The sequence below is a fragment of the Marivita sp. genome (assembly GCF_020055675.1).
In the GTDB taxonomy this organism is placed as follows: domain Bacteria; phylum Pseudomonadota; class Alphaproteobacteria; order Rhodobacterales; family Rhodobacteraceae; genus Marivita.
The window spans coordinates 127,704-148,838 of sequence record NZ_JAIPUS010000002.1; the positions used below are offsets into that span (position 1 = coordinate 127,704).

General features: G+C 58.7%; 18 protein-coding genes. 8 read left to right on the forward strand and 10 right to left on the reverse strand.

Features of this window, described 5'->3' with window-relative positions; all coding sequences use genetic code 11:
- The first annotated feature begins 18 nt into the window (after positions 1 to 18).
- Positions 19 to 747: a ribulose-phosphate 3-epimerase gene (gene rpe, locus LCF59_RS02490; RefSeq protein WP_292285254.1), complete on the forward strand. Its 729-nt coding sequence runs from the start codon at positions 19 to 21 to the stop codon at positions 745 to 747.
- On the opposite strand, the gene LCF59_RS02495 is transcribed toward rpe, so the two are convergent.
- On the reverse strand, positions 723 to 2,354 hold the full coding sequence (locus LCF59_RS02495; RefSeq protein ID WP_292285255.1) for a long-chain-fatty-acid--CoA ligase: 1,632 nt from the start codon (positions 2,352 to 2,354) through the stop codon (positions 723 to 725). The genes rpe and LCF59_RS02495 overlap by 25 nt on opposite strands.
- 90 nt (positions 2,355 to 2,444) lie before the next feature.
- Between LCF59_RS02495 and LCF59_RS02500 the strand changes: the two genes are divergently transcribed.
- A complete protein-coding gene (locus LCF59_RS02500; protein WP_292285257.1) occupies positions 2,445 to 3,464 on the forward strand; it encodes an NADP-dependent oxidoreductase in 1,020 nt (339 codons plus the stop codon).
- Between the two features lie 2 nt (positions 3,465 to 3,466).
- On the opposite strand, the gene LCF59_RS02505 is transcribed toward LCF59_RS02500, so the two are convergent.
- The 5 genes from LCF59_RS02505 to LCF59_RS02525 all read right to left on the reverse strand — a co-directional run bounded on the left by LCF59_RS02505 (position 3,467) and on the right by LCF59_RS02525 (position 9,672).
- Positions 3,467 to 4,999: an ATP-dependent RecD-like DNA helicase gene (locus LCF59_RS02505; RefSeq protein ID WP_292285259.1), complete on the reverse strand. Its 1,533-nt coding sequence runs from the start codon at positions 4,997 to 4,999 to the stop codon at positions 3,467 to 3,469.
- 38 nt (positions 5,000 to 5,037) lie between these two features.
- A complete protein-coding gene (locus LCF59_RS02510; protein ID WP_292285261.1) occupies positions 5,038 to 5,676 on the reverse strand; it encodes an acyl-homoserine-lactone synthase in 639 nt (212 codons plus the stop codon).
- A 120-nt stretch (positions 5,677 to 5,796) separates the two neighbouring features.
- A complete protein-coding gene (locus LCF59_RS02515) occupies positions 5,797 to 6,525 on the reverse strand; it encodes a LuxR family transcriptional regulator (RefSeq protein ID WP_292285263.1) in 729 nt (242 codons plus the stop codon).
- A 354-nt stretch (positions 6,526 to 6,879) separates the two neighbouring features.
- A complete protein-coding gene (gene ccrA / locus LCF59_RS02520; protein ID WP_292285265.1) occupies positions 6,880 to 8,166 on the reverse strand; it encodes a crotonyl-CoA carboxylase/reductase in 1,287 nt (428 codons plus the stop codon).
- A gap of 159 nt (positions 8,167 to 8,325) precedes the next feature.
- Positions 8,326 to 9,672 carry a 1-acyl-sn-glycerol-3-phosphate acyltransferase gene (locus LCF59_RS02525; RefSeq protein ID WP_292285267.1) on the reverse strand — a complete coding sequence of 449 codons (1,347 nt, stop codon included), beginning with the start codon at positions 9,670 to 9,672 and terminating at the stop codon, positions 8,326 to 8,328.
- A 268-nt stretch (positions 9,673 to 9,940) separates the two neighbouring features.
- Between LCF59_RS02525 and LCF59_RS02530 the strand changes: the two genes are divergently transcribed.
- The 5 genes from LCF59_RS02530 to LCF59_RS02550 all read left to right on the forward strand — a co-directional run bounded on the left by LCF59_RS02530 (position 9,941) and on the right by LCF59_RS02550 (position 14,388).
- Entirely contained in the window at positions 9,941 to 11,917 is a 1,977-nt protein-coding gene (locus tag LCF59_RS02530; protein ID WP_292285268.1) for a protein meaA, read from the forward strand.
- Positions 11,918 to 12,027: 110 nt separating this feature from the next.
- A complete protein-coding gene (locus LCF59_RS02535; protein WP_292285270.1) occupies positions 12,028 to 12,507 on the forward strand; it encodes a hypothetical protein in 480 nt (159 codons plus the stop codon).
- A 156-nt stretch (positions 12,508 to 12,663) separates the two neighbouring features.
- Positions 12,664 to 12,975 carry an H-NS histone family protein gene (locus tag LCF59_RS02540; RefSeq protein ID WP_292285272.1) on the forward strand — a complete coding sequence of 104 codons (312 nt, stop codon included), beginning with the start codon at positions 12,664 to 12,666 and terminating at the stop codon, positions 12,973 to 12,975.
- Between the two features lies 1 nt (position 12,976).
- Complete coding sequence (deoD, locus tag LCF59_RS02545; RefSeq protein ID WP_292285274.1) at positions 12,977 to 13,681, forward strand: purine-nucleoside phosphorylase; 705 nt, start codon at positions 12,977 to 12,979, stop codon at positions 13,679 to 13,681.
- A gap of 128 nt (positions 13,682 to 13,809) precedes the next feature.
- Positions 13,810 to 14,388 carry a hypothetical protein gene (locus LCF59_RS02550; RefSeq protein ID WP_292285275.1) on the forward strand — a complete coding sequence of 193 codons (579 nt, stop codon included), beginning with the start codon at positions 13,810 to 13,812 and terminating at the stop codon, positions 14,386 to 14,388.
- A 13-nt stretch (positions 14,389 to 14,401) separates the two neighbouring features.
- On the opposite strand, the gene LCF59_RS02555 is transcribed toward LCF59_RS02550, so the two are convergent.
- Both LCF59_RS02555 and LCF59_RS02560 read right to left on the reverse strand, forming a co-directional pair.
- Positions 14,402 to 15,247, reverse strand: a complete 846-nt coding sequence (locus LCF59_RS02555) for a DUF1989 domain-containing protein (RefSeq protein ID WP_292285277.1) — start codon at positions 15,245 to 15,247, stop codon at positions 14,402 to 14,404.
- 130 nt (positions 15,248 to 15,377) lie between these two features.
- Positions 15,378 to 16,547 (reverse strand): type III PLP-dependent enzyme, encoded by a 1,170-nt coding sequence (locus tag LCF59_RS02560; protein WP_292285279.1) that lies wholly within the window; start codon positions 16,545 to 16,547, stop codon positions 15,378 to 15,380.
- A 645-nt stretch (positions 16,548 to 17,192) separates the two neighbouring features.
- On the opposite strand from LCF59_RS02560, the gene LCF59_RS02565 reads away from it, so the two are divergent.
- Positions 17,193 to 18,944 (forward strand): alpha-amylase family glycosyl hydrolase, encoded by a 1,752-nt coding sequence (locus LCF59_RS02565; RefSeq protein WP_292285281.1) that lies wholly within the window; start codon positions 17,193 to 17,195, stop codon positions 18,942 to 18,944.
- Between the two features lie 29 nt (positions 18,945 to 18,973).
- Here the strand turns inward: LCF59_RS02565 and LCF59_RS02570 are convergent, their stop codons facing one another.
- Complete coding sequence (locus LCF59_RS02570; protein ID WP_292285283.1) at positions 18,974 to 20,194, reverse strand: glycosyl transferase; 1,221 nt, start codon at positions 20,192 to 20,194, stop codon at positions 18,974 to 18,976.
- Positions 20,195 to 20,206: 12 nt separating this feature from the next.
- Positions 20,207 to 21,010 carry an HAD-IIB family hydrolase gene (locus tag LCF59_RS02575; protein ID WP_367273335.1) on the reverse strand — a complete coding sequence of 268 codons (804 nt, stop codon included), beginning with the start codon at positions 21,008 to 21,010 and terminating at the stop codon, positions 20,207 to 20,209.
- Positions 21,011 to 21,135: the final 125 nt, after the last annotated feature.

Here is a 21,135-nt window from a genome sequence, read left to right on the forward strand (position 1 = left end):
GCGCAAAGGAGCCAACACATGCCAATTGACCGTTCGGTGAAAATCGCCCCCTCGATCCTTGCCGCCGACTTCGCCAATTTCGGTGCCGAAATCGGCGCGGTCGAAGCACAGGGTGCTGACTGGGTTCATGTCGATGTCATGGATGGGCATTTCGTGCCCAATATCACATTCGGTCCGGCCATGTGCGCCGCCATCCGGCCGCATATCAAGACCGTGATGGACGTGCATCTGATGATCGACCCTGTCGCCCCTTATATCGACGCTTTCGCCCAGGCAGGGGCAGACATCATCACCGCCCATGTCGAGGCCGGACCGCATATCCACCGCACGCTCCAGGCAATCCGCGCCACAGGTGCCAAGGCGGGCCTAGCGCTCAATCCCGGCACCCCCGCAGACGCGGCTGCACCGCTGCTGGATATGGTGGATCTGATCTGCGTGATGACGGTCAATCCCGGTTTCGGCGGACAGAAGTTCATCCATTCCTGCGTGCATAAAGTAACCGAGCTGCGCAAGATGATCGGAGACCGGGACGTGCATATCGAAGTCGACGGGGGCGTCGATCCCTCCACCGCGCCACTGGTTGCCGCCGCAGGGGCGGATGTGCTGGTCGCTGGATCGTCGGTGTTCAAAGGCGGCTCCGTGTCCGACCCTCAGCCCTATGGCGAAAACATCCGGGCGATCCGGACAGCGGTCCAGGATCGACAGGTCCGTCCGAGCCACCCTCAACGGGCCTCCGGCAGCACGTAGTCGGCAAACTGTTTGCGCAACATCAGTTTGGAGACCTTTCCCGTAGCAGTCAGCGGCAGGGTATCGACGTAAAGCACATCGTCCGGCAACTGCCACTTGGCGAAATGCGGCGCCATCAGGGCGTGAAAGGACTCTAACTCCGGCTGTGCGCCCTCCTTCCCTTGCACCACGAGGACCGGTCGTTCGTCCCATTTCGGATGGCTGATCGCGATCACGGCACAATTGGCAACGTCCGGATGGGACATTGCCACGTTTTCCAGATCGATCGAGCTGATCCACTCACCGCCCGATTTGATAAGGTCCTTGGACCGATCCTGGATGCCCAAATACCCGTCCGGCGTTATGCTTGCCACGTCTCCGGTACCGAACCAGCCGTCGCTGTCCATCACCGCTGCGGTTGCCGCCTCATCGTTGAAATAGCCCGAGATCACGGCGTTGCCGCGTACGAAAAGCTCTCCGACCGCCACGCCGTCATGCGGCAGGCGTTGACTGTCTTGGCCAACGAGCTTGAGGTCGACTCCGAACATGCGCCGACCCTGCAGCGCCTTGCGCGCCATGCGGTCATCGAACGGCGCATCCTGCATGTCGATGGACAATTGCCCGGTGGTGCCAATAGGACTCATCTCTGTCATGCCCCAGGCATGGCAGACGTCTATGCCTTGATCTTCGAAAAACGCGATCATGCTGCGCGGCGCGGCAGAGCCACCGATCACCAGTTGATCAAGCGTGGATGGCGGCACGCTCCGCGCCTCGATCTCAGCCCGCAGGCCCAGCCAGACAGTCGGAACGCCCCAGCTTGCCGTGACCTTTTCGCTCTGCATCAGGTCAAAAAGCGATGCCCCATCGAGCTTGGCCCCCGGCATGATCAAGGACGCGCCGACAAGCGGCGCGGCATAGGGCATGCCCCAGGAATTGACATGGAACATCGGCACAACCGGCAAGAGGCGCGCGCCCTCGTGAAGAGACCGCGGCAGCGTCACTGCGACGAACAGCGCGTGCAACACCGTAGATCGATGCGAATAGAGCGAGCCCTTGGGATTCCCGGTTGTCCCGGACGTGTAACACAATCCCGCCGCCGTATTCTCTGGCAGATCCGGCCAGTCGTACTCGGCCGGGTGATCACCCAACAGGTCCTCGTAGCATATCAGGTCCAGCTTGCTGTCCGGCATGTGCGCGGCATCCGTCATCGCGACGAGTTCAAGACCCTTGGGCAATTGATCGGCCAGCGCTTCGAGGATCGGGATAAACGTCACATCGACGAACAGGATCCGATCCCCGGCATGGCCAATGATATAGAGCATCTGTTCCGCCGACAGACGTGGATTGATCGTATGGCACACTGCCCCCATGCCTGAAATCGCGTAGTACAGCTCGAAATGGCGGTATCCGTTCCATGCCAGCGTCGCCACGCGGTCGCCCTGCCCGACGCCCAGCGCGTCCAGTCCATGCGCCAATTGCCCGGTGCGGGCAAATGTCTTGGCATAGCTTTGGCGGTGCAGATCACCCTCGGTCCGCACTGAAACGATTTCACCGCTGCCATGAATCTCTGCCGCGTAGCGCAGCACTTCGATCACCGACAATGGCCGGTTCATCATCATTGCGTGCATCAAGCCCTCCCTTGCCTTCCGCGCCATGGTTCCGGATACACTGGGTCTGCGGCCCATTCGGCGCAATACAAATCATCAGGAGAGATCTTCATGTCAGGCACTCTGACCCGCATCACCCTCGCCCGTCGCCCCGCCGGTGCCCCGGTGCCGGAGGATTTCAAGCTTGTCAGTGAACCGCTGCCGATACCGGACACCGGAGATGTCCTGCTAGAAGTCACGCATCTGTCGCTTGATCCTTACATGCGCGGGCGGATGGACGATGTGAAAAGCTATGCGCCCTCGGTCGATATCGGCGGCACCATGACAGGACAGGGCGTAGGCCGTGTCCTGGAAAGCAAGACCGACGGGTTCAACCCCGGTGATATGGTGACGGGCATGACAGGCTGGGCCAGCCACGCCTGCCTGCCCGGATCGGAGCTGCGCAAGCTCGATCCAACGCTTCCGCCAACGACTGCCTTGGGCGTTCTTGGCATGCCGGGCCTGACCGGTTGGGTCGGGCTGCACAGATTCGGAAAACCAAAGGCAGGCGAAACGCTGGTCGTCGGCGCAGCGACCGGCCCGGTGGGGTCGATGGTGGGACAAATTGCAAAAGGCATGGGCCTGCGCACCATCGCGATCGCCGGCGGGCCTGAAAAATGCCGCCTCGCCACGGACACCTTCGGGTTTGACGCCGCAATCGACCACCGTGCGCATGACACCGCCAAATCCCTTCGCACCGCGATTGCCGAGGCTGCACCGGACGGTGTCGACATCTACTGGGAGAACGTGGGTGGCAAACCGCTCGAAGCCGTAATGCCACTGATGAACGTGCATGGCCGCATTCCGGTCTGCGGCATGATTGCTTGGTATGGCGGCGCGAATATCGCCGAAGACAACCAATTGCCCGCAATGTGGCGCAGCATCCTCGTGAAGCGGCTAAGGGTGTCGGGCTTCATCATCTTCGACCACTGGGACGAATACCCGGCTTTCCTTTCCGACATGGGTCCGAAAGTCGCCAAGGGAGACATCGCCTACCTGGAGGACGTGGCCGACGGGTTGGAGGCCGCACCTGCTGCATTCATTGCCATGCTGAACGGCGGCAACACGGGCAAACAGATCGTCAAACTCTGATCTCAGGCCTCCGCCTGCGCCGCCAGTTCCAGCGGCGCGGCCGGCGCTGCTTTCAGATCATCTATCCGCAATGGTCCGGTCGGTTTCGACAATCTGTTTCGCACAACCCAGTGCAGCCGCGTCGATGCGCGTGTGATCGCGACGTAAGCGAGCCGTTTCCACAGCGGTTGCCCTGCCTCGGTCCGCCCCATCCGGGCGGCGGCGTAAAGATCGGGCGCGAACACCTGTACCGCATCCCATTGCGAGCCTTGTGCCTTGTGGATCGTCACCGCCGCGCCATGCAGAAAGGTGGCGCCCATCCGCGCCGCAAACGGAATGAACGGCTCCTCAAGGTCGGGTTTTTCGATCTTGACGATCGACGCTGCCGAGACTTGCGGCTCTTCGGCGCCAATCACGTGCAAGCGGGAAAACCCCGGCTTGCGCCCCGGCCCCAGATAAACCACCTGCGCCCCCTTGATCAGTCCACGCGCCTCCAGATCCAACCGCTTTTTCCTGTGTTTCAGCGGCAATTCGAGCCCGTCACAAACCAGCGGCTCTCCTTCCAGGAGTGAATCTTCGGGCGCACCATGCACCGCGCGGAACGCATTGATCAGTCGAATTCGCGTCGCGTTGCGCCAGACCAGCACCGGCGACCGCGCCATCAGGTCCACCTCGACACGCTGACCGAGGACGACCCGGTCATCGGTGCGGGAGATGTCTTCGACCATTTTCTCGAAACCGTCGAAATCCAGCGACGGATCCGCCAGCGCATGCGCCAGATCGAGGATCGGGTTGTCGGCGTCCTGTCGGTGAATCCGGCTCAGGTTCAAGACTTGCTCGGGCTGAAGGGTTTCAAACACCATCTTGCCGGATTGGTTGACCGGCGCGAGCTGCGCCGGGTCGCCAAAAAGAAGGAGATTGGGAAAGATCTCGCGCAGATCCTTGACCTGCTTTTCATCCAGCATCGACGCTTCGTCGACGAAACCGATGTCCAGAGGATCATCCCGCCGCTTCCAGCCGGTGATGAAATCCGATCCGCGCAACCCCGCGGCAGCCAGCGCCGCGGGAATCGACTTGTGCGATTCGTAAGACGCCTGCGCACGGACCAGCGCGTCGTCGGTCAGGTCCTCGATGTCCGGCTTTTCGCCATTGCCCATCAACCATTCGGCGATGCGTTCGTATTCGGGATCGTAAACCGGAGTGTAGAGGATCCGATGGATCGTCGTCGCGGGAACCCCCCGCATGCGCAGCACAAACGCCGCCTTGTTCGTCGGGGCAAGAACCGCCAGCGTGCGACGATCCTTGCGCCGCCGTCCTTCGTAATCGCCGGACACGATATCGACACCGGCGCTTTGCAAACTCTTGCACAGTTCGGCCAGAAGCAGTGTCTTGCCCGAACCGGCCTTTCCGGTGATCGCCATGATATTTGGCGTGCCGTCGCGTGGCGGCAACAGGACGCCGTCATCCAGATCAACGCCCGCATCGCGCAGCATCTCTGTCACGGCATCATGCGCGACGGCCTGATCATCTGAGTATATGGGCGCAGGAACATTCATGGTGAGACTCTATCGTTCTGCGTCCGCAGGCACCAGAGTCAGGCGGCGTTGTTAAAAGGTTGCATCGCAACATCGCCGAAAGACTCTTCGAACCATTGCCGCGACGCGTCCAGCGGCAGACCGGCGACGCGCGCGACCTGCTTCTGGGACGCGTGGGTGAATTCCCAAAGCCCGACACTGATCGATTGCCGCCCGGTTCCCTGCGTGCCCAGCATCTCTGGCGCGGCCCCGATGCGGTTGTAAATCCGGACCATTCGCGCATCGAACACTCCAACAAAATGCTCCACGCCGAATCCCTGCATGATCTCGCCCCCCGCAAGCATCAGCGCCGCCGCAGTGCCGGAATCGGGTTGGCGCGACAGGCAAAAGCGGGTGCATTCCCAAATTGCCGGGCTTTGGATCGCCACACCATCTGTCAGGGCCAGAAAATGATCGTTGACCATTGTGCGGCCCGTGGTGGGCAGGAACCGCATCGACCCGCCATGTGTCCCGTCGGATCGTTCCCAAATCACGTAGAGCGGATTAAGGTCATCGTATTCATCGCGTTCCTGTCCAGTCGCATCGACGCTGACCTCCCATCCCAATCGTGTCTTGAACTGGTCCGCGCGATCCTCGAACATCGTGCGCTCCAGCAATCGATGCGAGTTTAATTGATCGCCGTACAGATACCGAATCATCAGCTTGCCCTCCATTGGTGGAGGAAGGCTGGAGACCAAAGGTGAATTGTTTCTTGTCGCCGCGACCGTTGGGTGTTGCGCTGCGGCGTAATGTGTATTTTCGAACGGCCTCGCGGCGCCTCAGACCACGATCTGACCTCTGGCCATTGCGCGCGCCACTGCATGCGTCGTATTCATCGCCCCGAGCTTGAAGCGTGCGCTTTCGATATAGACGCGCAACGTGTGTTCCGAGATCGACAACGTATCGGCGACCTGTGCGCGGCTATACCCCACCGCCAAGAGAGACATAGTCTCGACCTCGCGGGGCGACAGGGGTTGTGTCGGCTCTGGCGCGCGGCCCGGTTCGAGCTTGAGCGCGGTCTGGTTGAAGTAATGTGACAGCAAGATCAGGTCCCGGCGGTTCAGCTCGGTAAAGCAGGCCCATTCCGCATCACTGCAACTATGGCTGACCGTGAAAAGCGCAAACTGGCCGTTCGGCCCCCGGATCGGAATCGAATAGCCCTGGTTGCCGATACCATGCGCCATCGCATCGTTATGAAAGGCGCGGGCCGCTTTGCCGGACCAATCCAGCCGTTTCCAATCTACCGGGTGGAAGCGCTGATAACACCCCAGAACAACCGGATCGATCCGAAGGTATCCCTTTTCAACATACCGTGCGACCCATTGCGGATCATAGGTGCCACAGCCGTATTGCGTGCCGCTGCTGGCGACCCAGTGATACACCATGTGGTCGACGGCGTAGTGGTGCCGCAGCCATTCGATGACGTTTTGCAATTCCTCAAGTTGGTCTGCGCACTCCAATCGTGCGATCACATCGTCCAGTTGAGGTACTTTCTTCAAAAAGCCCACGGCCCATCCCCTTGCCGTGCGACCCAATCTCTGCCCGCGCCACCAACTGGGTATCGTCCAGCTTCGCAGCGAGAGCATCCAGATCGTTTGCGATTGCAAACGTCTTGAGGTCGGTCAACACGTCTATGATCCAGTCATGTCCCATCTCACCGTCACCTCCAGTTAGTTAATGATAGGTTAATTCAACTCTAGCATGTATTCTTTTTTCAACAAATTCCCTGATTCCAACTCCCCACATCTGGTGAGGGCGTAAATTCTAGTGTCTTGATCTTCAGTGCCCGGCGCCAGAATCACGAAACCCGCAGGCCTGTCTGGCCCACGGGTCCCGATTAGCTGACAGAAGTAATCAAGTCGTTACGACTTGGCCGCCAACGCGTCTTCGAAGGTACGCAACCCGGTTTTCGGGGATTGCACCAGCACCGCCATGTTGCCCGGCTTGTGTTCGTTGCGCAGCATCTTGGTATGGGCTTGCGGAATCTCGTTCCAGGGGAACACTTCGGACATGCACGGGTCCAGACGGCGCTCCACCATAAGCTGGTTGGCCGAGGCCGCCTGCTTGAGATGCGCGAAATGCGAGCCCTGAAGGCGCTTCTGGTGCATCCACATGTACCGCACGTCGAACGTGCAGTTGAACCCGGTGGTGCCCGCGCAGATCACGACCATACCACCCTTCTTACAGACAAGCGTCGAGACCGGAAAGGTTGATTCCCCCGGATGCTCGAACACCATATCGACATTCACGCCCTTGCCGGTGATGTCCCAGATCGCCTTGCCAAACTTGCGCGCTTCCTTGAGCCAGTCATTGTATTCGGGGGTGCCGACCGTCGGCAGCTGACCCCAGCACTTGAAATCCTTGCGGTTGATGACGCCCTTGGCGCCCATCGACATCACGAAATCGCGCTTGTCTTCGTCCGATATCACGCCGATGGCGTTAGCGCCGGCCGTGTTGGCCAACTGGATAGCATAGGATCCAAGCCCCCCCGACGCGCCCCAGACCAGCACGTTCTGACCGGGCTTCAGATCATGCGGCTCATGACCGAAAAGCATCCGGTACGCGGTCGCCAGTGTCAGCGTATAACACGCTGACTCCTCCCAGCTCAGGTGCTTGGGGCGCGGCATCAACTGCTGTGCTTGCACGCGTGTGAATTGCGAAAACGACCCGTCATGCGTTTCATAGCCCCAGATGCGCTGCGTCGGTGAATACATCGGGTCGCCACCGTTGCAGTGTTCGTCGTCGCCATCGTCCTGATTGCAATGGATGACAACCTCATCGCCGACTTTCCAGCGCTTCACCTTGTCCCCGACTTTCCAGACGATGCCCGACGCGTCCGAACCGGCAATGTGATACGGCTGTTTGTGACCGTCGAACGGGCTGATCGGCTGTCCAAGACCGGCCCAGACGCCATTGTAATTAACCCCCGCAGCCATCACGAGAACCAGCACCTCGTTGCTGTCGATTTCCCACGTGTCGACAACTTCAACTTCGAAGGCTTGCTCTGGCTCACCGTGACGTTCTCGGCGGATCGTCCACGCGTACATCTGGTCGGGAACATAGCCCATCGGCGGCATCTCACCGATTTCGTACAAGTCCTTCTCCGGCGCATTGTAATCTGCGATGCCGGTTTGCTGATCAAGAGCCATCGGTGCCTCCATAAGGTAGAGTCGTTACTATGCCGCAATGCAGAATCGCGACGTCTCAGAATGAGATATGAGCAATATTGAAATTATGCAACAAGATTAGCGTATTTTTTGAAACTTTATAACCGAGCAGTTGCAGAAACTCGGTCCAGTCGCAGCGCCCTAGTCAATCAAGTGTTTGATCGAATTGGCATAGAATTCTGCCAGGGCCACCTGACTTTCCGGGAGTCGCAAGACATCGCCTTCTTTCACAACGACGCCCCTCTCGATCAGGCTTCGCAGGCCGACCTCGACCGCAGAATCGCAGTTGGTGCGGGGCAGATGTCCTTTCACCTCCGCGACCTGCTTCATGGTCTTTTCAAAAGCAACCTCCAACGCGGCGCATGTCATCGTTCCATGACGCAGCAACAGGAAGGCAATCAACGGCACCGGCAACACCGGAACCGCCTCGGATATCCGCGTCATGATCTTATCCGACAGCGCATCCGCATCACCCGGCACGCCTTCCAGATCACTCAGAACCAAGGGTTTCCCGAAACTGACAGCGGCATCGCCAAAGCGCTGAAACCGGCCGGTGACACGCAACCATACCTGTTTCAGGATCGCTCGGAAAACGACGCTGATCCGCGCCCGGAACTTGCGCTCCCCACTGTCTCGTGCCCGCAGAAGGATCGTATCCTCCAGAACGCGGTCGTAATTCAGCGCCACCGGCACAAACACGACATCGCGCTGTGCCGCAGCCGCGCCGTCCAGCATGTATTTCAGGATGCCCACCTTGGGTTTCGCAAGACTGCCATCAAGGCTCAATCCGCCTTCGGGGAAAACCGCTTGCGTCACACCGGCCCCCGTCGCCTGCTGCACATATTTCGCGAGGATGCTGCGATACAGCGCATCACGCGACCGGCGGCGGATGAAATACGCCCCCATCGCCCGGATCAGCCGCGACAACGGCCAGACCCGCGCCCACTCTCCAACGGCATAGGACAGCGCGGACCTGTCTGCCGCTAGATAGGTGACGAGAACATAATCCATATTCGACCGATGGTTCATGACGAACACAACGGTTGCCTCTGGGTCCACCTCTGACAGGGTCGGATCCTGATGCACCATCCGCACGCGGTAAAGCGATGTGCTCAGCAACTTGGCCGCCCGGATTGCAAAGCCGAAATAGGCCCAGGCCGAAAAAGATGGCACGATCTCGCGCGCGTAGCGTTTTGCGCGTTCGAACGCCACGTCTTCGCGCACGCCATGCGTTTCGGCGTGTCGGACGATAGCCCGTGTCACATCGGGATCATAAACCAGCCGCTGGATCATGTCTTGGCGCCGAAGCAGTTTGAACGGCTGGATCGGCCGCTCGAGCCGCGCATTCAACCGTGTGACCGCGCGCTCCATTCTGCGGCGAAAGAACCAGCGCACCGATGGAAACAGGAAATGCGACGCAAATGTTACTGCCGCAAACAGCAAAATCAGTAGAAACGCCCAGAAGGGCAAGGTGACCTGAGATGTCATAACCCACCCTTGCAGCGGTTCAGCGAATGGTAAATGGCAAAGCAGTCCACCACAAAGCTACCGCAGCATGGCATCACACAATATACAAATGCCCGATCCTGCGGCACAGTTCCAAGTCCAGCGCCCTTTGACAAAAAGAGGACCTATGCTGTTTTGCAGCGGAAAACCGGACGCCGCGGCGCAGCGAATTGACAGGGACATAATGTTTCATTTAATCAAAACACGACGCAACAAGATTACACATCCTAACCCGCCTGACGAGGACGACATGACCGACGCACAGACCCCGCTCCGCGACCGCCCTTGGCTCATCCGCACTTATGCGGGTCACTCCACGGCGCACGCCTCGAACGCGCTGTATCGCTCCAATCTCGCAAAGGGGCAAACCGGCCTCTCGGTTGCCTTCGACCTGCCAACCCAAACCGGGTATGACAGCGATCACGTGCTCGCGCGCGGCGAAGTCGGCAAGGTCGGCGTCCCGATCAGCCATCTGGGAGACATGCGCACGCTTTTTGACCAGATCCCGCTGGACCAGATGAATACCTCCATGACGATCAACGCGACCGCCCCATGGCTTCTCGCGCTCTATATCGCCGTGGCCGAGGAGCAGGGCGCGGACGTGTCGAATTTGCAAGGCACCGTGCAGAACGATCTCATCAAGGAGTATCTTTCACGCGGCACTTATATCTGCCCGCCAAAACCCTCGCTCAAGATGATCGGCGACGTGGCCGAATATTGCTACACGCATATCCCCAAATGGAACCCGATGAACGTCTGTTCCTACCACCTGCAAGAGGCCGGCGCGACGCCGGAACAGGAATTGTCCTTCGCGCTTGCCACTGCCGTCGCTGTTCTGGATGAATTGAAGCCCCGCGTTCCCGACGAGGATTTCCCGGCGCTCGCCGGCCGGATTTCCTTTTTCGTAAATGCAGGTATCCGTTTCGTCACCGAAATGTGCAAGATGCGTGCCTTCGTTGATCTCTGGGACGAAATCCTTGAGGATCGCTATGGCGTCGAAGACCCGAAATTCCGCCGCTTCCGCTATGGTGTTCAGGTGAACTCTCTTGGCCTTACCGAACAGCAGCCTGAAAACAACGTCTACCGCATCCTGATCGAAATGCTGGCCGTCACACTCTCGAAAAACGCCCGCGCCCGCGCGGTGCAGCTCCCGGCCTGGAACGAAGCGCTTGGCCTGCCGCGCCCTTGGGATCAGCAATGGTCCATGCGGATGCAACAGATCCTCGCCTATGAAACCGATCTTCTGGAATTCGACGACCTGTTCGATGGCAACCCTGCGGTCGACGCCAAGGTCGAACAACTCAAGGAGGGCGCCCGCGCCGAATTGGCAAATCTTGACAGCATGGGCGGGGCGATCGGGGCCATCGACTACATGAAAGGCCGCCTGGTCGATTCCAATGCCGACCGCCTGAACAGGATTGAACGCAACGAAACCATTGTCGTCGGCGTGAACAAATGGACGGAATGCGAACCCTCCCCGCTCCAGACCGAAGACGGGGGCATCATGGTCGTGGACCCTGCGGTGGAGCAGGACCAGATCGACCGCCTGAATGCATGGCGCGCGGATCGGGATGCCGAAGCCGTCGAAAGGGCCCTAGCCGATCTGCGCGCCTCTGCCAAGGACGGCGAAAACATCATGCCAGCCTCCATTGCCGCTGCGCGCGCCGGCGTCACCACCGGCGAATGGGCGGGCGAGATGCGGAGAGCGCACGGCGAATATCGCGGCCCGACCGGCGTCTCAAAGGCCGCAAGCAACAAGACCGAGGGGCTCGACGACATTCGAAACGCGGTGGAAGCCGTCAGTGACAAGCTGGGCCGTCGCCTCAAGTTCCTTGTCGGCAAGCCGGGCCTTGACGGGCACAGCAACGGCGCCGAGCAGATCGCCTTCCGCGCCCGGGATTGCGGCATGGATATCGACTATGAAGGTATCCGGCTCACGCCCGATGAAATCGTGGCGGCCGCGCGCGACAATGACGTGCATGTCGTCGGCCTCTCGATCCTGTCGGGAAGTCACACGCCACTTGTCGAGGATATGATGAAGAAGATGCAGGAGGCTGGCCTCGCGCAGATTCCTGTCATCGTTGGCGGTATCATTCCCGAAGACGATGCCAAACGCCTCCTGGGCATGGGTGTGGCACGGGTCTATACGCCAAAGGATTTCGAGCTGAACACCATCATGAAGGATATCGTGGCGCTCGTGGATCCCAAGGCGGTGGCGGCGGAGTAGCCTCACGTCATGTCATTGGGTCGTGTTGCTGGACCTGCCTGCGAGATCTGGTATCAGACTTCGAAATCCGGATATCGATAAATCTTAACGAAGAAGGCCTGATTGATCCAATGAAACAGCTTTCTACCGCGTTCGTATTTGCCACGTTGCCCGTCAGCGCCATCGCCGAGACCCAGCTTGAACGCCTTGAGCGCATCTCCGAAGAGATGACCGACGCGATGTACGAGGCCATGATCAGCATGGTGGAACGCCAGGGAGGCGATCCCGCGCCATTGCGCGGTGCGATGCCCGCCAGCACATGGGACAAGGACTTTCGCGCGGCAGGAGCATGCATGCTCGACAGATTCACCGATAAATCCAGTCCAGAGGCGGTGACACAAATGCTGGACGAGATGGAAGCCTTTCTCCCGGAAGTTGCCACGATGGATCTCGAAAACGCCGACGAGGACATGAACTTTCTTCCGGCAGGCATTTCGGAAGACTATTCCATTCAGGTAAATTCCGAATGCGGTTTGCCGGAAATCATGATGCAGCGCATGCAGGAGTCCGGCTTTTCTGCCGCAATGATGCAGGCCATGAGAGGAAATTGACGCGCAACAGCGTCGGCCAACAGCTCGGAGCTGTGCAACAATTTTCAATTGAGCAAACTTTTTGCCAGAAGCGGAAAGCGATTTGCGAATTGACTTCGCAAAATAGTCGCGTATGCCCATCCCGATCAAATAATTCGAGTTAGTTGGGAGACACTCATGAGCATCGATCTGAATAATATGTCCAAGGATGAGCTGAAAAAACTGATCAAGGACGCCGAGAAAGCACTCAAGACACTTGAAACCCGTCGGCTGAATGAAGCCAAACAAGCCGCGGAATCGGCTGCGAAGGAATACGGGTTTTCGCTGGATGAATTGCTTGGGCGCGCGCCCAAGCAAGGCTCCAAAAGCGCTCCGAAATACAAAAATCCAGACAATCCCGAACAAACCTGGACGGGAAAGGGTCGCAAACCGAATTGGGTGAACGACGCTCTTGAGTCCGGCAAGACTATGGAAGATCTGAAGATTTGAGATGACACTCCATATCGGTGCGACGCCGGGTGAAATTGCAGAAACGATCTTGATGCCCGGCGATCCGTATCGCGCGAAATGGGCCGCGGAGACATTCCTTGATAACCCGAAATGTGTGAATGACGTGCGTGGTATGCTCGGCTTCACCGGGACCTGGTGCGGGCATGCCGTTACCATTCACGGTTCGGGTATGGGAATGCCTTCGCTGTCAATCTATGCCAACGAACTGATCCGCGACCATGGGGCCAAGACCTTGATCCGGATTGGATCATGCGGCGCGATGCAGGAACATGTTGGACTGCGCGATGTGATTCTGGCCATGACCGCCAGCAGCCTGTCAACGCCGTCGAGTGGCATCTTTCGCGAGTTGAACTTCGCACCCTGTGCGGATTGGGGTCTCTTGCGCGCGGCTGCGGATGCAGCAGAGGCCAAGAGCACAAGAACCCATATCGGCGGCATTTATTCATCGGACGTGTTCTACGATGAACGACCGGACCTGAATGAACAGATGACCCGCCACGGCATCCTCGGGGTCGAGATGGAGGCCGCCGAGCTTTACAATCTCGCCGCGCGCCATTCTGTCCGTGCCCTTGCCGTGCTGACAGTGTCCGACCACTTGCAAACCGGCGCCGCCTTGCCCTCGAAAGATCGAGAGAGCAGCTTTGGCGATATGATCGACATCGCCCTCACAGCCGCCTTTGCTTGATTCGGCATAAAACCGCGCAAAAGATTGGAAACCGCCAAGCCGGTTTCCAACTCCCGCCACATTTTCGCTGCACAATCAAAACCATGCCGCAATGGTTGAATGATATTCATGTCCTTCTGACAAGCCGCGTGCCCATTCCACGCATGCTGTTTCTTTTCAGCGTCGTCACGCTGTCGCTCTTTACCCTTTCGGCACATCACGCTGCCACGTTGGCGCAGGTCGGTTTGATCCTGCCAGTCATGTGTGCCCTTTTCGGACAACTCGCGGTGATCAGCGTACGTTTGCCATCGACCATCGATTCGCTTGAACGGATCGGCATGGCCAATCCTGGCGGCAAGCTGGTTCTGATCCTGATCGCAACCTATGCGGGGCTGATGGCTCTGCCGACATTATCGATGGCGCAATCCGCGCTCAGTATTGGCGTCTTGCTATATCTGTGCCTGTTCATGGTGGTGTTCTATCTCATGGGTGACGGAAGCAAGATCAGTTGGTTCGCATGTGACTGGGACGATGGAAAACGCAACGCCGCCAACTGGCATGTGATCCGCCTGGTTTCCGTGATCCTGCTGAACGAAATCGTTGCAAAACATGGCACGCCGTTCGACTGGATCATCGCCATAACACTCGGATCGATTTCCCTGCATTACCTGATGTACTGGACGATCTATGCCACCCACCCGCATGATAAGGCAGGCTGGCCAGACTAGTAGAGTTTGGGCCCTAGCGTCCGTGGCTACGGTTATAGCCATTGACTTCAGGTGGCTGCCATCCGTCCATCGCACCGTGTGCAGGCGTTAAAACCTCGACCCGCAAAGGGTAACACACCGCGGCATCGCTTGAATGCTCGGAAGAGCAATCGCCCCCGGGACAGGCCGACAAGGCACCCAGCAAGTCAATCTCTGCAAAAAAGGTGAGGTGATCTCCGGGCCGTACCGGGCTGGCCTTCATGAAATACTGCCCCGTATCGCGCGTGAAACCGGTGCACATGAACACGTTTAGCACGTCATGCACATGCGGCTCTGCTTCGGGCAGACTCAATCTCGTCGCATCGGCCAGAGCCCGCGTCAGATTCGAGTGGCAGCAATGATGGTACTGCACCCCGGACAACAGGTTCCCTGTATACGGGTCGCAGCGTGTGCCGATCACATCATGGACTGCCCCGCCAAAGGGGTCGATCCCGTACCAACCCAGACTGTCCTCCACGATCGTCGCCATGGGGCGCAGCGTCGGGAAGGACGACCACAGCCGCGCGCCGGTCGTAACATGGGCGCCGTGCAAGGCGCGCGTCTTGCCGGAATAAAATCGTTCGGTCAGGTCGTCAGCGTTCCACAGGTTCAGATCTCCCACCTGCGGTCCCTTAATGCTGACGATGCGAAAAAACGAACCCGCGGGCACGCGAAAGGAACACGCTTCGCGCGGCGCCGCTTCTGCCATGCCGGTGACCCTTGCGCCGGCGAAGCCGTGCAAGTAACGGTCAAGATCCGGCTGCGGCAACGTTTCGGTCGGATAACAGATCACCGGCGCGACAGCACGGCGTGCATCCGCATCCTTCGGGTCATTCGCCATGCGCAGGCTCCTCTTCAAGACGCGATGAAAGGACAGCAGCGCAACTGCGTGCGCAACCCCAAGCTCTTCTTTTCTTTCGAAATATGCAAAATCCGGCGCGCGTTTCCTCCCGCGCGCCGAGAAGCCACCTTCAGATCGCAATCACATCCAGCGGCGGAAAGCCGTTGAAACCGATCGATGCATAGGTTGACGTGTAAGCGCCACAGCTTCGGATCACGATCCGGTCGCCAGCCTGAAGGCCCAGAGGCAACTGCACCGGCTGCTTTTCATAAAGCACATCCACGCTGTCACAAGACGGGCCAGCCAAGATACAGGCGCCGGTCGGCTCGTGGTCCCGATCGGTCATGAACTGGTAACGGATCGCCTCGTCCATCGTCTCAGCCAGACCGGAAAACTTGCCGATATCCAGATATACCCAGCGGTGCAGGTCACTGTCCGACTTGCGTGACACCAGAAGCACCTCGGCGGCAATCGCCCCTGCCTCGGCCACCAGGCCGCGTCCCGGCTCCGCCATGATCTGGCGAACATTGCCGAAACGACCCTGAATCTGGTGCATCACGGCGCTTGCGTAATCCTGCGGAGCGTCCAGCGTTTGACCATAGAAGGCCGGAAACCCGCCACCGATATTCAACAAGCTCAGATCATATCCATTCGCCTTCAAGGCATGCCAGACCTCAGCCACCTGATCGAGCGTCTCGCTCCACATCTCGGGGTCCCGCGTCTGCGATCCGACGTGGAAAGACAAGCCCACCGGGACAAGCCCCAAATGAGACGCCAGCGCAAAGAGATCCGGCGCCTTCTCGGGCGCACAACCGAATTTCCGCGAAAGCGGCCAATCGGCCTGAAGCGAGCCCACGATCAGGCGGATATAGACCTGCGCGCCCGGTGCGTGCTGGGCCAGCTTGTGCAGCTCTTCTTCGGAATCTGCCGCGAAATGCGTGATCCCGGCATCATGGGCCCATGCGATATCCGACGAACGCTTGATCGTGTTGCCAAAGGAAATCCGCGAGGCATCGGCACCGGCGGCCAGGCACATCTCGATCTCGGGCCGCGAGGCCGCGTCGAAATTGCTACCGACCTCGACCAGCGTGCTCAGAATCTCGGGCGCCGGATTAGCCTTCACCGCGTAATGGATTTGGGCCCGCCCCAACCCTTGTGCCAGCGCCGAATATCGCCGCGCCACAGACTGCGTGTCGATCACGAGGGTTGGCCGCTCGAACCGGTTGTTCAGGATGAAATTTTCTGCACGGGATACAGATGTTTCTTCGCGGGCCGCCAGCCCGGTTACGTATGCGTTCATTGGTCATCTCCAATCGACCCGGCCATTCCGGTTTCCCGGCACAGACCGCTCAGTTCTTTCAGAGACGTTACCGTCGCTACGTAACCGCGTGGGTGCATTGCGTTTTGCGTTGCTTGCCCACCTCGACAGAGGCGCGTGCGTTGGCGTCACTTCTGGCGCATATGGAGTCGAAAGTGAGTCGGCGCAACAGAAAATCTTTCGCACATGTCAGTTTTTTCCAGGCGGACCATTCTGTTGCCGAAGACAGAGTTTCGGGGCCTCGTCAGAGGCCATCTCCGCCCCGCAAGACGCACAGCGCCATGCGCCCGGCGCCACCCGCCGCCAGCGGCAGTCCCGCGTGAGCGTCGTCGTCTTGTGCTGCCAGTAAAGATAGGCCAACACCCCGATCAGAAGAAGAATGAGAAAAATCGGCATGCCATTCGTTTAACGGCCAACGGGCCGCACACGCAACCAGGTGGGGCCGCTGCGCCGTCCTGCCGCGAGAACCCGGCCCCCAACGCCTCACTCCCGAAAATTGCCTATTTATTCCGCAATTCCAGACACCTGACAGGTATACTTTGCCAATTGGCACGCGCTATGTGGCGGGTCTGGACGAAAACCTGGTTCACATATTGCGAAGAGACGGTTCGAAGGCCTAGATGCGGTATGCGGAAAAAAGACACGGCGAGATCATTCACTGCACGGCTGAAAGCGCTTATCGGTCAAATCTATCCCGACGCGGACGCCGAAGACCTGTCGCGGTCGATCATCCAAGCCTTCTGGACGGATGACACGCAGCGGCGAAAGCGCGGACGTGTGCCCGGCAACAATTTATGGACCGAAAAAGACGCGCTTTTGATCACCTATGGCAATTCTATTGTCGATGGTGTGCATAAACCTTTGGACTTGTTGCACGATTTCCTGCTGCGGCGCATGTCCGGTGTCATCAACAGCGTCCATATCCTGCCTTTTTTTCCCTACACATCCGACGATGGCTTTGCCGTGTCCGATTTTCGTTCCGTGAATCCGCAACTTGGGGATTGGTCGGATATCAGCCGCATCGGTGCAGAATTCACCCTGATGTCGGATCTGGTCCTCAATCATGTGTCCAGCCAGAGCGCATGGTTCAACGAGTATCGACAGGGCCACGATCCTTACAACGCGTTCTTCTTCGAAGCCTCGCCCGAGGACGACTTGTCGCAAGTGGTGCGCCCCCGGACAACGCCGCTCTTGCAACAGGTTGAAACGGCGAACGGCCCGCGCCACGTCTGGTGCACCTTCAGTCATGACCAGATCGATTTGGACTTTCGCAACCCCGAGGTCTTGCTCGAGTTCCTGCGGATCATCCGTCTGCATGTGGATAACGGCGTGCGGATCATCCGGCTTGATGCGGTTGCCTTTCTTTGGAAGGCCGTGGGAACGGCGTCGATCCACCTTCCGCAAACCCATGCGATAGTGAAACTGATGCGGTTGCTGTGCGACTACGCCGCCGAAACGATCATCCTGCTCACCGAAACCAATGTGCCCAAGGCCGAAAACCTGAGTTATTTCGGCGCCGGGAACGAGGCGCATGCGATCTATAATTTCCCGTTGCCGCCCTTGATCCTGCATGCGGTGATGTCCGGCTCGGCGCATTATCTGCGGCGGTGGCAAAGCGGCATGCCTCCTGCTCCGATGGGCTGCGCCTATCTCAATTTCACCGCCAGCCATGACGGGATAGGGATGCGCCCCGTCGAGGGCATTCTGCCGGACACGGAAAAAGCCAAGATCATCGAGACCATTCGCGATATTCGCGGTCTTGTCTCGATGCGGGCGCTTCCCGATGGGGGCGAAGCACCCTACGAAATCAACACGACATATTGGGAGGCCACAAGCCAGACGTTCGCAGGCCAGGATGACCGTCACCTGGACAGGTTCCTGTGTTCGCAAACGATCGTGATGTCACTCGAGGGGATACCGGCCTTCTACATTCACTCGATGCTGGGAACGCCGAACGATCACGCGCAGGTCGCACATCGCGGCATGAATCGTGCCATCAACCGGCACCGGTGGGACTATCCCACGCTCAACGCCCTTTTGGACAACCCGGAGTCAGAGCAGGCGCGGGTTCTCGGAGCCGTGTCCGACAGGCTGCGCATCCGGACCGCGCAACCTGCGTTTCACCCCAATGCGACCCAGTTCACTATTCCCTTGACCGACCAGATTTTCGGCGTTTGGCGGCAAAGCCTGGACCGGTCTCAGTCCATATTCGCGCTGCACAACGTCAGTGACCAGCCGGTTGATCTTCCGCATATGTCGATGAACCTGATCGACGATGAGATTTGGGTTGATCTGCTCAACGGGGAACAGGTTGACATGATGCAAGATACGATCACGCTCGCGCCCTACCAGTGCCGCTGGATCACCAATCGGGCGTGACGGTCAGGGACTTCCCTTGGGGCTGGACGCTAGCTGTAGTCTTGTTCGTCGGCTTTCGCTGCCGTGATCATATCGTTCAAGAAGGCTGAATCCGCCGAATGGACCCGGTTCCAGGTTGGGATGAACGGTGTTTCATGCGGATTGCTGATAAAGAGTTCACCCGCGCGCATGATATTGTCGGCGAACATCTCGATCGAGTTTTCTTCGGTGTGCCGTTCAAGGCTCAGGCCGTTCATCTTTGCATCATTGTAATACGCCTCGAGCAGGTCGAGGGCGCAGCGATAATATGTGGCCTTGAGTGTGCGGAAGACATTGTTTGTGAACACGGTCCCATCCGCGGCCAGTTTGCGGAAGATCGCTTTGCAGATATCGGTCGACATCCGGTTAAGACCTGCGCCTGCCTCTTCGGGACTGAGCTTTTGATGCTTGTGGTCATAGGCATCCGAAATTTCGACCTGGCACACCGCCTTTGGCGCGAGGTTCCGCCACGCCTCGGACAACACACCGATCTCCAATCCCCAGTCGGACGGGATCCGCAAATCAGGCAGGACTGCGGTTCGCATGGCGAATTCGCCCGAAAGCGGGTAGCGAAAGCTGCGCAGATAATCGAGATAGTCGCGCGGTCCGATCACCCTGTTCAAGGCAATCAGCAAGGGGCTGACCAGAAGGCGGGTCACGCGACCATTGACGTTGCCATCGCCGATGCGTGGGTAGTACCCCTTTGCCAATTGGTACGGGAAGGATGGATTGGCCACTGGATAAACCAGCCGCGCCAGCATTTCCTTGTCGTACGTCAAGATATCACAATCATGGAGCGCCATGACTGCGCTGTCGGCGCATCCCATCAAGTAACCGAGCGACGACCAAACGTTCTTTCCTTTCCCCGGTTCTTGCGGTGCCAAGCCCAAGTCCTCGAGCCGCGCGCCAAGGGCCAGCATCCGGGGGCTGTCGTTCCAGATCACGATGTGATTCTGTTGCAATCCCTTGAAAAAGGATCGGGCTTTTCGAAACTGTGCTTCGTCCGCCGCATCAAGACCGATTATGATCCGGTGCAGATAGGTCACCTTGGATAATTCGGACAGGATTTTGGGCAGCGCCGGTCCTTCCAACTCTGAATACAGGCATGGAAGGATCAAGGAAATCTTACGCGTCCGTGCAAAGATCTCCAGTTCCCGTTCCATTTCGGAAACCGTCCTCGTGCGGAGGTTGTGCAGCGTCGTTATGTTTCCGTTCTGATGAAAGTCAGCCATGAAAATCGCTTTCTAATTCAGGTCGAGCCGGTCGATCAGATCAAGGAGCGCACGGTTCCAACCGACCGGGCCTGCAACCTGTGTTCGAGTAACCCGCCCTTGGTCCTCGCGGATCAGTCTGGGCAACGGCGGGCCATGGGGATTGGTGACGATGATACCGAAATCAGCGTGTTCGAGCATTGCAATGTCATTGGGCGCATCACCGAGGGCGACAGTGTATCTGGGTTGATAGGTTCCTATGATGTCCCGCATCTGGTCGGCTTTGTTGCGACCAAAGGACAGCGTCAAAAACCGGCCACCCTGTTGCGCAGAAATGCCTTGCTCGCGCAGCGTTGCCAAAAAGCGGATTTTTGCGTCCTTTGACCCGAACCAAAGACCCGGCTCCGAAAAACTCCGCTGCTGCGCGCGTTGGGCCGCCACCGTGTCGAGCCCGGTGATCTGGCAAAGCTCTGCCGTGCCGAGGTCCCCGAACCCGCGAAAATGCTGACGCAGATCAGCGGGCATGTCGGACAAGACCAACCTGATGCGCTCGTACTCGGACGAGGCCGGAGCGTCAGCAGCAAACGGCGGCAATAGCCCCGCACCATTCTCGACGATTGCAGGCCACGCCTCCTGGGCAAGCGCGGTGCGAATGGCAACGACCTCGGACGCTGTTTTGCTGCTGGCCAGCACAAGACCCGCATCCATGTCCCGCAGTCTCGCAAGAGCCTCTTGCGCGTCATCCCACGTGTATGTCTCGTGGTCGATCAGGGTTCCGTCGAGATCGGAGAAAACCAGAAGGAAGCACTCTTTCACCATGGAAAACGTTATGCGCAATCTTCCAATCCGTCGCAAGACGGTGGGAAAATGACAAGACTGAGGGTCTGGACCGGGAGCGCGGTCTTGATCTGCCGAATATGAAGCCCGGATCATCCGTGTTGCCGGCTTTGGACGGTTATTTC